The 13,732-nt window shown below is 67.8% G+C and carries 10 protein-coding genes and 1 pseudogene; 10 read left to right on the forward strand and 1 reads right to left on the reverse strand.

The annotated features are described in order from the left end of the window. Nucleotides 1–101 precede the first annotated feature (101 nt). The 5 genes from AB4099_RS25455 to AB4099_RS25475 are packed head-to-tail and all read left to right on the forward strand — an operon-like array spanning nt 102 to nt 5,649. Nucleotides 102–1,145, forward strand: a complete 1,044-nt coding sequence (locus AB4099_RS25455; RefSeq protein WP_441480104.1) for an ABC transporter substrate-binding protein — start codon at nt 102–104, stop codon at nt 1,143–1,145. A gap of 4 nt (nt 1,146–1,149) precedes the next feature. Next, nucleotides 1,150–2,844, forward strand: coding sequence for an ABC transporter permease (locus tag AB4099_RS25460; protein ID WP_441480105.1), 1,695 nt, complete (start codon nt 1,150–1,152; stop codon nt 2,842–2,844). Beyond that, complete coding sequence (locus AB4099_RS25465; RefSeq protein ID WP_441480106.1) at nt 2,841–3,914, forward strand: ABC transporter ATP-binding protein; 1,074 nt, start codon at nt 2,841–2,843, stop codon at nt 3,912–3,914. The genes AB4099_RS25460 and AB4099_RS25465 overlap by 4 nt, the downstream gene beginning before the upstream one ends. A gap of 8 nt (nt 3,915–3,922) precedes the next feature. Then, nucleotides 3,923–5,308 carry an acyclic terpene utilization AtuA family protein gene (locus AB4099_RS25470; RefSeq protein ID WP_441480107.1) on the forward strand — a complete coding sequence of 462 codons (1,386 nt, stop codon included), beginning with the start codon at nt 3,923–3,925 and terminating at the stop codon, nt 5,306–5,308. Between the two features lie 2 nt (nt 5,309–5,310). Continuing rightward, on the forward strand, nt 5,311–5,649 hold the full coding sequence (locus tag AB4099_RS25475; RefSeq protein WP_441480108.1) for a DUF4387 domain-containing protein: 339 nt from the start codon (nt 5,311–5,313) through the stop codon (nt 5,647–5,649). Nucleotides 5,650–5,678: 29 nt separating this feature from the next. On the opposite strand, the gene AB4099_RS25480 is transcribed toward AB4099_RS25475, so the two are convergent. Next, nucleotides 5,679–6,620 carry an ATP-grasp domain-containing protein gene (locus AB4099_RS25480; RefSeq protein ID WP_441480109.1) on the reverse strand — a complete coding sequence of 314 codons (942 nt, stop codon included), beginning with the start codon at nt 6,618–6,620 and terminating at the stop codon, nt 5,679–5,681. A gap of 222 nt (nt 6,621–6,842) precedes the next feature. Here AB4099_RS25480 and AB4099_RS25485 point away from each other — a divergent pair, with 222 nt between their 5' ends. From AB4099_RS25485 to AB4099_RS25505, 5 genes and pseudogenes are all read left to right on the forward strand, one after another. Then, nucleotides 6,843–7,169, forward strand: coding sequence for a hypothetical protein (locus AB4099_RS25485; RefSeq protein WP_441480110.1), 327 nt, complete (start codon nt 6,843–6,845; stop codon nt 7,167–7,169). A gap of 141 nt (nt 7,170–7,310) precedes the next feature. Next, nucleotides 7,311–7,832 (forward strand): GNAT family N-acetyltransferase, encoded by a 522-nt coding sequence (locus AB4099_RS25490; protein WP_162768531.1) that lies wholly within the window; start codon nt 7,311–7,313, stop codon nt 7,830–7,832. A 388-nt stretch (nt 7,833–8,220) separates the two neighbouring features. Continuing rightward, on the forward strand, nt 8,221–11,025 hold the full coding sequence (locus AB4099_RS25495; RefSeq protein WP_441480111.1) for an autotransporter-associated beta strand repeat-containing protein: 2,805 nt from the start codon (nt 8,221–8,223) through the stop codon (nt 11,023–11,025). 98 nt (nt 11,026–11,123) lie between these two features. After that, a pseudogene (locus AB4099_RS25500) lies at nt 11,124–12,404 on the forward strand (autotransporter outer membrane beta-barrel domain-containing protein); the annotation flags it as partial. A gap of 872 nt (nt 12,405–13,276) precedes the next feature. Continuing rightward, nucleotides 13,277–13,732, forward strand: a 456-nt coding sequence (locus AB4099_RS25505) for an autotransporter outer membrane beta-barrel domain-containing protein (RefSeq protein ID WP_441480112.1), incomplete at its 3' end; no start/stop codon positions are given.

Raw genomic sequence — 13,732 nt, forward strand, 5'->3', positions numbered from 1 at the left:
TTTATCAAAAACAGAAAAAATCTGATCTTATGAAAAGTAATATTGACTAAGCTTGCGAGTGTGAGACGGTGATCTCGTCCGCTGGTCGATGAGGTGCACCTATGGCCCGACTGAACCGTCGTCAGATCCTCTCTCTACTCGCCATCGGGGCGACCGGCCTGCCGGCGCGACTCTCCGCACAGGAGCGGGATGCGATCGTCGCGGGGGCGAAGCGCGAAGGACGGGTCAATTTCGCGAACTCGGCCTCGGCGCCCGGCTTCCCGCGCTTCATCCAGGCCTTCACCGCGCGCTACCCTTTCATCGACGCGACGACCGGGCTCTATTCGGCGCCGGCCGGGCGTGTCCTGGCGCGCGTCGATGCGGAAATGAAGGCCCGTGCGCTGACCTTCGACGTCCTGCACGTCGCCAATCTCGCGCCCTATCTCGCGATGGCCCAGCGCGGCCAGCTGCTCGGCTACCGCTCGCCGGAGCTCGATGCCTACCCGCCCGAGGCGTCCGACCGCGACCAATGGGCGATCGCGCGCATCGTCGGCGTGATCATGGCGTATAACCGCAACATCCTGCCGGCCGAGAAGGCGCCGAAAGCCTGGGTCGACCTGCTGAACCCGGACTTCAAGGGGCGCAAGCTCGTCATCCAGGATTCGGCGGCGGGCACCAGCTTCAACCAGATGTATCTGCTGGAGAAGCAGTTCGGCGCCGATTTCATGCGCCGCTTCGGACAGCAGGAGCCGATCATCGTCTCCACCACGGCGCAGCTCATCGACATGCTGGTGCGCGGCGAAGCGCTGGTGGGCGCCACGGTCGACCATTTCCGCGCCTTCGAGCCCGACGCGGTGAAGGCCGGGATCGTCGGCGTCTATCCGAGCGAGGGCATGCCGCTCGCCACCGCTCCGGTCGCGATCTTCAAGGATGCGCCGAACCCGAACGCGGCCCGCCTGCTGGTCGACTTCACCCTTTCGGCCGAAGCCCAGGCCCTGCTCAACACCGAGATATTCAGCGTCTATTCGATGCGCCGCGGCGTCGCGGCGCCCGCCGGGCAGCTGCCGCTCGATCAGACCAAACCGATGCTGCCGCGCGATCTCCAGGATTACGAGCGGGCCTCCCGGCGCTTTCCCGAGACCTTCGATCGCTATTTCAAGGCCTGAAAACGTGTCTGCACCCCCGATACGGCTGGCCGGCGGCTTCATCCGCGGCGCCGGGCAGGAGCGGCTGCTCGCGCTCGCGCTTGCGGCGATCGTCGGCGTCATGGTGCTGGTGCCGCTCGCCGCGGTCGTCTTTGGTGCCGTCGGCGATGAGGACGGCTTCTCGCTCATGGCGCTCGCCGACGTGCTGGCCTCGGGACGCGTGATCGGGAACACCCTGCTCGTCGGGCTCGGCACCACCGTCCTTGCGACGGGGCTCGGCGGGGTTCTCGCCGTCATCCTGGTCCGGACCGATACGCCCTGGCGCGGCGGCCTGGAACAGCTGGTGCTCCTGCCTCTCTACATCACGCCGCTGCTGACGGCGGTCGCCTGGTCCTGGCTCGGCTCGCCGCGCGGGGGATTGCTGAACCTCCTGGCGCAAAGCGTGCTCGGTCCGGTCGGCTCGATCGTGAACCTGCATTCGGCGGGCGGCGTCATCACCGTTGCGGCCCTGGCCTATGCGCCCCTGCCGTTCCTGCTCGTCGCCGGCGCGCTGCGCGCCATGGACCCGTCGCTGGAGGAGAGCGCCCGCATCCATGGCGCCTCGATCGGCGCGGCCTTCCGGCGGGTCACGCTGCCGCTCGCGCTGCCGGCCCTGCTCGGCAGCGCGCTGCTGGTCTTCGTCCAGTCGCTCGGCCTGTTCAGCGTGCCGGCCGTGCTCGGCATGCCCGCCGGCTTCTATGTCGCGGCGACGGAGATCTATCGCCTGCTGAACAGCTATCCGCCGCGGGTGACCCAGGCCGCCGGCTGGGGCCTGCTGCTGCTCGTCGTCACGGCGGTCCTGGTCGCGCTGCAGGCGGCGATCCTCAGGCGGCGCTCCTTCGTCACGATCACCGGCAAGGCCTTTCGCCCGCGGCTCGTCCATGTCGGCGGCTGGCGGCCGGTGCTGCTCGGTGTCGTCCTGCTCTATCTCCTCGCCGCGGTCGTCCTGCCCGTCGCGACGCTGTGCTGGGCGGCGCTGGTCAATTTCATCACCGTCGACCCGAAGCTGATGAGCTTCGACCTGCGCCATTTCAGCTATGTGCTCTTCACCTATCCCAAGACGCTGCTGGCGACGCGCAACAGCCTCATGCTGGGCCTGCTGACCGCGACCGTGATCTGCACGCTCGGCCTGGCCATGGCCTGGGTGATCGTGCGCTCGCGCGGCGCGGCCGCGCGCTTTCTCGATCAGGTCGGGATGATGCCGCTGGCGATCCCGCCGATCGTTCTCGCGCTCGGCCTGCTCTGGAGCTATGTCGGCCTGACCTGGCTGCCGCTCTACGGCACGATCGGCATCCTGCTGCTCGCCTATGTCACGCATTACCTGCCCTTCGGCCTGCGGGCCCTGTCGAGCGCAATCCGCCAGCTCCATCCCGAACTCGAGGACGCCGCGCGCGTCGCCGGAGCCGGCCTGTTCGGCACCTTGCGGCGCATCGTCCTGCCGCTGACCCGGCCGACCCTGGTCGCGACCTGGACCCTGCTCTTCATCCTGTCGCTGCAGGAGATCTCGTCCTCGATCCTGCTCTACACCGCGCCGAGCACGGTGCTCTCCGTCGCCGTCTTCGACCTGTGGGAGGCGGGCAACGTCAACGCGCTTGCCGCTCTCAGCGTCATGCAGCTCTTCGCCACCTTCGCCGCCCTCGTCGTCGTGGCCCGGCTCCGTCAGAAAGCGGTCGCAGCATGAGCGCGGCATTCGTCAGCGTCGAGGATCTCAGCATCGCCTATGGCGGGTTCCAGGCGGTCGACCGCGTCAGCTTCGGCATCGACGCCGGAGAACAGGTGACGCTGCTCGGCCCGTCGGGCTGCGGCAAGACCACGACGCTGCGCGCGGTTGCCGGGCTGGAGCGCCCGAGCGCGGGGCGCATCCTGATCGACGGCAAGCCCGCCTTCGACGGCGCACACGGCCTCGATACGCCGCCCGAGAAGCGCAATCTCTCGATGGTGTTCCAGTCCTACGCGATCTGGCCCCATATGACGGTCTTCGAGAACGTCGCCTTTCCCTTCCGCGTCCGCGGTCGTCCGTCAGCCGAGACCCGGGCGGCGGTCGAGCGCGCGCTCGCCCTGGTCGATCTCGCCCGCTTCGCCGACAGGCCCGCAACCATGCTCTCGGGCGGGCAGCAGCAGCGCGTGGCGCTGGCCCGCGCGGTGGCCTTCGGCACCAAGCTCGTGCTGCTCGACGAGCCCCTGTCGAACCTGGACGCACAGCTCAGGCTCCAGATGCGCGACGAGCTCGCGGATCTGCGCAAGCGGCTCGGCTTCACCGCGCTCTATGTCACGCATGATCAGGAGGAGGCGTTCTCGCTCTCCGACCACATCGTCGTGATGCGCGGCGGCCGCATCGAGCAGGCCGGCCGACCCCAGGAGATCTACCGGAACCCGCAAAGCCGCTTCGTCGCCGAGTTCCTGGGCATGCGCAACATCATCCCCTGCGAACTGGCTGAAACGGGCGAGGGGGCCCGACTGCCGGAAGGAACGGTGCTGCGCGGGCGCGATGTTGCGCCGGGAACCGCGATCGAGGACGCGGCCATCGCCTTCCGGCCGGGCGATGTCCGCCTCGACGACAAGCCCGGAGAGGGGCAGGGCGGCAGCGGCGTCGTCGCGCGCTCGCTCTTCGTCGGCGACGTCCAGCACGTATTCCTGCGGTCGGGGCCGGTCGAGCTTTGCGCTCATGTCCGCCCGCGGCCGGGCCTCGACGAAGGCCGCACCCTGTTTTGGCGCGTGACGCCCGAAGACTGCCTGATCCTGCGCAAGTGAGACACACCATGCAGACTGCAACAAGCCTTGCCAATCGGGGTCTCAGGATCCTCTGTCCCAACGGCCATCTCGGCTTCGCGCCGAGCCGGCGCGGCTCCTTCGACAATGGCATCGAGGCCGCGCCCGACATTGTCGCCTGCGACTCCGGCTCCTGCGACATCGGCCCGGTGCCGCTCGGCATGGACGGAACCGCGAGCCCGCTCGCCTGGCAGCGCCACGATGTCGAGATGATGCTGCTCGGCGCCCGCCCGCGCGGCCTGCCCGTGATCATCGGCTCGGCCGGGGACACCGGCACCGACAGCCGCGTCGACCGCTTCGTCGATCTCGTCCAGGACATTGCCCGCGAGCATGGCCTGCCGCGCTTCAAGCTCGGCTATTTCTACTCGGAGCTGTCCAGGGAGACCGTGCGCGCCAAGATGACTGCGGGACAGACCATCCTCGGCCTGCCGGGCCGCGCCGATTTGACCGAGGCCGAGCTCGACGCGACCGAGCGGATCGTCGCGGTTGCCGGCGTGCATCCCTACATGAAGCTCATGGACATGGGCGCGGATGTGATCATCGGCGGACGCTCGAGCGACTGCGCCATCTTCGCCGCGCCGGCGATCCGCAAGGGCTATCCGGAAGCGCTGGCCTATTATTTCGGCAAGGTGATGGAGTGCGCCTCCTTCTGCGCCGAGCCCTATGGCGGCAAGGAATCGATCCTCGGCGAGATCACCATGGAGGATGTCCGCGTCACGGCGATGCTGCCGGAGCAGCGCTGCACGGTCGCCTCCGTTGCCGGCCACGCCATGTATGAGCGGGCCAATCCCTATTACGAGCATTTCGTCGGCGGCCATATCGACATGCGCGATTGCGTCTACGAGCAGCTCGACGAGCGCACGACGCGGGTGACCGGCCCGCGCTACATCCCGGCCACCGATCTCAGGGTCAAGCTCGAAGGCTCCGGCAAGATCGGCGAGCGCTATGTCGGGCTCGTCGGCATCCGCGACCCCTATACGGTGGCGCGCGTCGACGACGTCATCGCCTGGGCCCGTCGCATGGTGCAGGAGCGCTTTGGCTCGGAGGGCTACCAGCTCTCCTACAATGTCTACGGGCGTGACGGCGTCATGGGGCGGCTCGAGCCCCTGCGCGACAAGCCGGGCCATGAGCTCTGCGTCGTCGTCCAGGCGGTCGCGCCGACGCGGGAGATAGCCGAGGAGATCTGCATCATGGGTACGCGCCAGATGTTCTATGCGCGCCTGCCGGACGTGAAGGGCACCGCCGGCGGCGTCGCCTTCCTGCTCGACGAGGTCATGCCGGCGAGCCCCGCCTATCGCTGGACGCTGAACCACACCATGCCGATCGACGATCCGATGGAGCCCTTCCGGGTCCACATGACCGAAGCGGGAATCTGACCATGAGCCCCGCAAGCCGCCCCCTCTCGGCCATCGCCAAGACGATCCGCAGCAAGAATGCGGGCGTCGATCACATCACCTTCGACGTGATCTTCCCGGACCGCGCGAGCTATGACCATGTCAGGCATAGCGGCGCGCTGTCGCCCGCCGCCATCTGCCAGGTCTTCGGCATCGAGCGTCAGCGCCTGACCGACCATGTCGAGTTCGACCCGGCCTTCGCCATCAAGTTCACGATCGCGCGGGAGGGGGCGAGCGGCAGCCTCGGCGACGGCGACCTGTTCGGGAGCCAGCATTACGCGCCCCTGATCGACATCCCGATTCCGGATCCGGCTGCGGGGTGAAGTGCGGAGGCCGCCCGGCACTTCGTTGATCATCGGCACACCGCTCTGATGCGGCGAGCGAGCGATGCCATGACCGCGTCGTAGAGGGCGCTCCCGACGAGCGCATCTTCATGGCCGGCATCGACATTGGGGTTGTCATTGACCTCGAGCACGAGCGGCCGGTCCCCACACTCCTTGACGTCGACGCCATAGAAGCCGTCTCCGACCGTATCGGCCGCAGCCAGCGCCGCTGCCAGCACGGTTTGGGGCGTGTCCGAGAGTGCGACGGCCTGGGTCAGGCCTTCCCGATAGTCTGGAGAACCAGCGTTCTGCACGACCTGCCAGTGGCCCGGCACCATGTGGTAGCGGCACGCGAAGAGCGGGCGGCGATCGAGCACCCCGATGCGCCAATCGAAACGGGTCCGGATGTACTCCTGAGCGACGAGGATGGGGGCGCGATCGAACCATTGCAGGCAGCGCGCGTGAAACTCGGCCTCGCATTCAACCTTGCAGACGCCTCTGGAGAACGAGCTGTCGGGGAGCTTGACGACACAGGGCAGGCCGAGCAGCGGGATCGCCTGGCCGATGTTCTCGCGGTGCAGGAGCAACGTCTTCGGCGTCGGCACCCGGTGGCGTTCGAAGAGACGGACCTGTTCAACCTTATCGGCGCAGATCCGCATGGAGAGCGGGTCATCGATCGAGGCCAGGCCGAGTTCGGCCGCACGCAGCGCGAACTGGTGGGTGTAATCGTCCAGGCGTGTGTGATCCCGGATAAAGAGCCCGTCGAATTCGGCCAGCCGATCGAGGTCGGCTTCCCCGACGATCGTGACATCCAGGTCCAGCCTGCGGGCACTGGTGAGAAACTGATCCATCGCGGCGCGATTGGACGGGGCGAGCGTCCGGCCCGGGGTCCAGAGCACGGCAAGCGCAGGCCGGGCCTTGAGCGCCGGGATTGGGCATGTCGCTGCAGGGTCGGCTTGTGGAGCTGTCATCCCTGCGCGACCCGGCGGGCTCCGCGTGCCCGATGAAGACCGGAGTTAGCTGCTGAGTGTAACGATTCCTTGAATGCGAGGGATAGGTTCGATCCTGTCCCGGCGCCTGGCAGCGACGGGCGAGCAGATCCATCAGGGGCCGGTTCGCGCCGGAGGGCGCCGGGCGGGCGGGAACTTTGTTGCAGGCGAGGCGTAACCGTCCTGGCAACCTGGAGAGGCGCCATGACCTTGATGATCGCGATGATACTGCTGCCGATGAGCCTCGCCCTGGCCGACACCGAACCCGTCACCAATCCGGTCTACACCTGCAAGTTCAAGGCTGGCGAAGTCGTCATCGAGCAGGTCGAGTCGTCGGGCGACGTGATGGTCAAAGCCGATGGGCAGGCTCGCCAATATGTCATGGACAAGCTGAAGCTCGTCCCGCGCGAGCAGGGCTTGCCGACATATGTGTTCCAGCCCGAGCTCAAGCGCTGGCAGTTGCTGAACGATCGCGGCGAGGCGATCGAGAGTACGGAGTGCAGCGCAAAGCCGTCGCTGAAGACAGGCTGAGCTGGTGGTGAAGCATTTGGCGCGATGGTCCGCCGCCGCAGCGCGAGGTCCGGCCCATGAGGAAAGGGAATGTCCGGGATGGGTGAGGGGAGCAGGCAATGCACGGCGAAGCCGTGATAGGGTCGCCGGATGATACCGCCCATGCTTCCGGATCAGTTCTCTACGGCCAGGCTGATCTTCGCGCCGATCGTGGCTGAAGATGCGCCGCTGATCTTCGAGGCCTACGCTCGGGATAGCGAGGTCTCGCGCTACATGACATGGCGTCCTCATACGGCGCTCGCCGAGACCGAGGCTTACGTTGCCTCGGCGCTGGCCGGGCCGTCTTGCTCCTACCTGCTGAGGGACCGAGGCGACGGAAGGCTGCACGGCGCGTTCGAACTTCGCCAGCCCGCCGCCCATCGGCTCGGTTATGGCTACCTGCTCGCCCGCCCATCCTGGGGCCTGGGGTTGATGTCCGAGGCCCTGACTGCGGTTGTGGACTGGGCCCTGGACCAGCCTGGAATCCGGCGCATCGGAGACGTATGCGACGTGGAGAACCTTGGCTCCGCGCGGGTGATGGAGAAGGCGGGGCTCACGCGCGAAGCGCTTCTCCGGCTTTGGGCCGTGCATCCGAATATCAGCGACGAGCCGCGGGACTGCTTCAGCTACGTCAAGACCAGATGAGCCGCGTCCGCTTCTGGGCGGTCGATTGGCGTAGACCGCGAAGCCGGGCTGCCCCTTTGCCTCGGGCTTTCGATCTCGGGTATCGGGACGTCGGCTATGGGCAAGAGTGCAGGTTAGGCGGGTCGGAAATCCGTCCGGCATCAGCGGGAGGGCCGCGGTTCCTCTGGCGAAACAGTCCTGTTGCCGCGCGATGAGACTGGCGCCTTGTCGGCGCATCCGGCCGGGTTTCCCGGTTGTTACCTTGCGGCAACACGCCCAAAACAAATCACAGAATCAAAGGTTTGCGAGCGCGGGCTGACCGTGCCCGGGAGGAGGCCTGCTAGTCTTTCGCTGATTCTCCCTGCGGCGCCGCGCCGTCTGGCCGAATCCGGGATCTGGGGGATTCGGGGTGGAATTACGGGCCGGCTACGTGCTCAGCGGCGGCGCCAAGGTGAACGGAACGGGCGGCACGCTCGTCCTCGGCGGCGCCACCAACAGCACGTTCGATCTGAGCCGCATCGGCTCCAGCGCCACCAGCTTCAACGGGTTTTCGGCCTTCAACAAGGCCGGCGCCTCGACCTGGACGCTGAACGGCATCTATACCGGGACCAGCAACTGGGGCGTGCAGCAGGGCACGCTGGCCATGGCCAGCCTTGCGGAGGTGACTGGCAACGTCTCCGTCGCGAGCGGCTCGGCGCTCTCCGTCGCGGCGTTGAGCCGCGTCCATGGCCAAGTGACCATCGCCAATGGCGGGACACTGGCGACCACCACCACCACCAACGCCGCAGCGATCGACGGACTGGCCTTTTCCGCCAACTCCAGCCTCAATATCACCGTCACCCGGGCCGGGAACAGTACCGGGCTGGTGACGGTCGGCAACAACGGCCTGGTGCTCGACGGCACGCTGAACATCGACAATTCCAGCGATACGCTCGCGGCGGGCACCTATCGCCTGTTCAACGTCGTTGGCGCGCTGATCAACAATACGATGGTCATCGGCACAGCTCCGATCCAATTCACCTATGACATCGACACCACCTCGACGGCATTCCAGGTCAATCTCCTGGTCGCGGCCAATACCGGCTACTGGAACGGCGCACAGACCACGCCGAACGGCACGGTCAGCGGCGGCAGCGGCACCTGGAACGCGTCGGCCACCAACTGGACCAATGCCGCCGGCACGACCTCAAAGGCGTGGGGCGGCTACGAAGCCTTCTTCCAGGGCACGCCCGGCACGGTGACCGTGGATGGGGCCGGCGTCACAGCCTATCCGATGCATTTCCTCACCGATGGCTACACGATCGGTGGCGGCACGCTGACTCTGGCCAGCCTCAGTGCCGCCAAGCCGATCGTCGAGGTCGCCTCGGGTGCGACCGCCACGATCCAGTCGGTCATCGCCGGCAGCGCCGGGCTCGACAAGACCGGAGCCGGCACGTTGGCGCTCGGCGGCGCCAATACCTACGCCGGCAATACCAGCATCACGGCAGGCACGCTGCAGATCACCGGCACCGGCTCGATCCTCGGCAGCGTCGCCAATAGCGGCGCGCTGGTCTTCAGTCCCAGCAGCGACCTGGCGTTTTCCGGCAATATCACGGGAACGGGCTCGTTGACGAAGCTCGGCGCCAGCACGCTGACCCTGTCCGGCCTCAATAGCTACAGCGGCGCGACGACGATCTCGGCTGGTACGCTGCAGATGAATGTCGGCGCGAACAACACCTTGAGCGGCGCGATCGACAATTCCGGCGCTCTGGTCGTCAACGCGACCGGGGCCGGTGCCGGGCTCGTGCTTTCCGGCGCCGTGTCGGGCACCGGCACATTGACCAAGACGGGCACGGGCTCGCTTCAGCTCACTGCCAACAACACCTATACCGGCCTGACCACCGTTTCAGCCGGCACGCTCTATGTCGGCTTCGGTACGACCACGGGATCGATCGCCGGGGATATCGTCAACAACGCGCCGACGGGTGGTGCGGAGGGCGTGATGTTCTTCCGATCCAATGCGAGCACCTATGCCGGCACCATGTCCGGCTCCGGGCAACTGGGTGTTGGCGGCGGCGGCAGCGTGACCCTGACGGGCGAGAACACCTATACGGGCGGCAGCTTCATCACCGGCGCGACCCTGATCATCGGCAATGGGGCCACCTCCGGTTCGGTACTGGGCGATATCCAGACCAATTTCCCTTCAAATCCCGCCGGCACCGTGGCCTTCAACCGCTCCGATGTCATGACCTTCGCGGGAGCCATCTCCGGCACCGGCGGCCTCGAGCAGCGCGGCACAGGCACGCTTGTTCTGACCGGCGCCAACACCTATGGCGCCACGACGGTCATCACCCGGGGCACGCTGCAGGTCGGCGACGGCGCATCGGGGTCGATCCCCACGGCCACCAACGTCGCCAATAGCGGTACCCTGGCCTTCAATCAGGGGGGCGACAGCACGTTTTCCGGCGCCATCAGCGGTATTGGCGGGCTGACCAAGCTGGGCTCCCACACGCTGACCCTCACCGGCCTGAGTATGTATGACGGAGCCACCAGGGTGATGGCGGGCGAGCTGCTCGTCAGCGGCGCGGGTGCTGGCATCGGTGATCTCAGTGCGGTGACCGTGGCCACGGGGGCGTCCTTCCGCATCGCCAATCATGACGAGACGATCGGCTCGCTGGCGGGAGCCGGTAACGTGACGGTTGGCGGGCGCCAGTTGACCGTCGGTGGCGACAACACCACCACCACCTATTCCGGCGTGATGGCCGGTTCCGGTGCAGTCAGCCTGGTCAAGACCGGCAGCGGTATCATGACGCTGGCGGGAGCCAACATCTATAGCGGCGCGACGCAGGTCAATGGCGGCGAGTTGCGGGTCAACGGTTCGCTCGCTGCCGGCGGCCTCAACGTCGCCAGCGGCGCGACGCTGTCGGGCTCGGGCGTGATCGGCGGGGCGGTGACGGTCGCCTCGGGCGGGACGCTGTCGGCCGGCAACGCGGCGGGCACGCTGACGGTCCGGTCGCTGGTGCTGAACAGCGGCTCGAACACCCTGTTCGAGTTGAACAATGCCGGCGTGGTCGGCGGCCCCGGCAATGACCGCATCATCGTCAACGGCATCGGCGCAGCGGGCAATCTCGCGCTCGCCGGCACGCTGACGGCCTCGCCTCGGCCGGCTACTACCGGCTGTTCGACGTCACGGGCGGCGGCACGATCAGCGGCAGCTTCGACACGCTGGCGCTGACGGCGCCTACGGTCGCTGGAGCTGTCGGCACGCTCTACAATGCGGCCTCGGGCGCGCCCACGCAGGTCAACCTCGCGGTGATCGGCTCGGGTCAGTCTATGCAGTTCTGGGATGGCGGCGACCAGCTCGGCAACGGCACGGTCGATGGCGGCGCCGGCACCTGGAACGAGGGCAATGCGAACTGGACCGGCGCGCCCGGCCATGCCGACATCAACGCGCCCTGGCTCGGTTCCGTCGGCGTGTTCCAGGGCACGGCCGGTGCGGTCACGGTGTCGGGCACGCAGAGCTTCGACACGCTGCAGTTCAACAGCGACGGCTATGCGCTCAGTGGCGGCTCCCTGAGCTTCGGGGTCGCCGGGGGCGGCACGATCAACGTTTCGGCCGGCGCCAGCACCACGATCGCCTCCAATCTGGTCGATGGTGTCGGTACGAGCTTCACAAAGGCCGGTGGCGGCAGGCTCCTGATTTCCGGCACCAATTCCTATACCGGCGCGACACTGGTTCAGGCCGGCACGCTCCAGGCCGGCGCGAACGGGGCCTTCGCGACGGCCTCGGCCTTCACCGTCAATACCGGGGCGACGCTCGACCTCGCCGGCTACAACCAGAGCATCGCCTCGCTGGCCGGTGCCGGCGCCGTGAGCTTGGGGTCGGCGACGTTGACGCTGGGTTCGAACGATCAGACGACCGCCTTTTCCGGCGCGATTTCGGGAAGCGGCGGCCTGATCAAGACCGGCAACGGTGACTTCACCCTCGGCGGCGCGACGAATTACACCGGCGCAACCCTCGTCTCGACCGGGACCTTGCGCGCTGGCGCGACCGGAGCATTCTCTGCCGGCTCGAGCTTCAGCGTGAGTGCCGGCGCGCTCCTCGACCTCGCCGGGTTCAGCCAGAGCATCGGCTCGCTTGCCGGAGCCGGCTCGGTCACGATCGGCGCAGCGACGCTGGCGACGGGTGCAAACAACGCTTCGACGACCTTCTCCGGCACGATCGGCGGCGCGGGAGGGCTCACCAAGACCGGTACGGGCGCTTTCACCCTGTCCGGCAGCAACACCTATACCGGCGCGACGACGATCATGGCCGGCATGCTGACGGTGACGGGGGGCGCCGCGATCAGCGATGCCGGGCGTGTCGTCATCGCCAGCGGCGCGACCCTCAATGTGGCCCAGAGCGAGATGATCGGGGCCCTTGTCGGCGATGTCGGCTCGGTCGTCGCCATCGCCGCCGGCCAGACGCTGACGACCAGCGACAACACCGGCGCGACCTTCGCCGGCAGGTTCTCTGGCCTCGGCGATCTCCGGCAGGACTTCCTCGGGGTGACGTCGGTGTCCGGCACGAGCGACTTTACCGGCGCGACCGTCGTTTCGCGCGGCACCTTGGTGGTGAACGGCTCGATCGCCTCGTCCTCCAGTCTGACCGTTGCAGCGGGCGCCACGCTCGGCGGCTCCGGGCAGCTCCCCGGCACCACCATCTACGGCACGCTGGCGCCAGGCAATTCGCCGGGCACGATCACGGTCAACGGCAACCTGACACTGGGTGCGGGCTCGACCTATATCGCCGAGGTCCAGGGCGCGATCTCCGACCGCGTCATCGTCACGGGCACGGCAGCCCTTGCCGGTGCGCTGCGGATCGTCCCGCTGGGTGGCCCCTATGCCTTCACCACGCCCTATACGCTGCTCTCGGCGGCGGGCGGGCGCAGCGGCACCTTCGGCACGACCGATGTCACGGCGTCGTTCGGCGATGGCGTCACCACGGCTGTGAGCTACACCGCCAATGACGTACTCCTGACACTGACGCCCAAGCCGATCACAACGCTCGGCGTCACCTCGCCGCTGAACGGCTTTGCTGTTGCCGCCGGGCTCGACCGGGCGGTTGCGGGCGGAGCAAACCCGTCTTCGCTGTTCGGTATCTATAACCTGCCGGCAGCGGCGATCCCCGGGGCGGTGAACCAGCTCTCGGGCGAGGCCCATACCGCAGCGCCGGCCATGGCGGTCTCGGCCGCCGACCAGTTCCTGCGGGCGATGCTCGACCCCTTCGCGGCGGGCCGTGGCGCGGCCGGCCCAGGGCCGGGTGAGGCATCGTTCTCCGGCCTCGCCCGCAAGGGCGCCGATGGGGCGGGCCCGGCGGCGCGGCTCGACATCCCGGCCTATACGGTCTGGGGCGCAGCCTTCGGATCGGTCGGGCGCAGCGACGGCAGCGCGCGCGGCGCGATCTCGACGATGCGCATCTCGCCGTCGGCGCCGATTTCAGGATCATGCCCGGCACGGTCGCGGGCTTTGCGGTCTCCGGCGGCAGCGCCCGGTCCTCGCTCGCCGGCGGTCTCGGCAAGGCCGAGGCCGATGTCTTCCAGGCCGGCCTCTACGGCACGACCCGGCTCGGCCCGCTCAACCTCGCCGCCGCCTTCGGCTATGGTCGGCTCGAGAACGACGTCAAGCGCAGCATCCCGGTGCTCGGCAGCGCACTGTCCTCCTCCTATGCGACGACCGCCTGGAGCGGCCGGCTGCAGGCGAGCGCCGCCGTGCTCGACTGGAACGGCCTGACGCTCTCGCCGCTCGCGGCATTGCAGGCGATCCAGGCGCGCAGCCCGGCGCTGACCGAGGCGAACTGGGCCGGCGCCAATGCCGGTGCGCTCACTCTGGCGAAGCGCAACGACATCACCTCGCGCAGCGAGCTTGGCCTGCAGCTCGACTACGCCAGCGGGCTGAACGGG

The organism is Allobosea sp. 2KB_26 (assembly GCF_052115715.1).
Classification (GTDB): domain Bacteria; phylum Pseudomonadota; class Alphaproteobacteria; order Rhizobiales; family Beijerinckiaceae; genus Allobosea.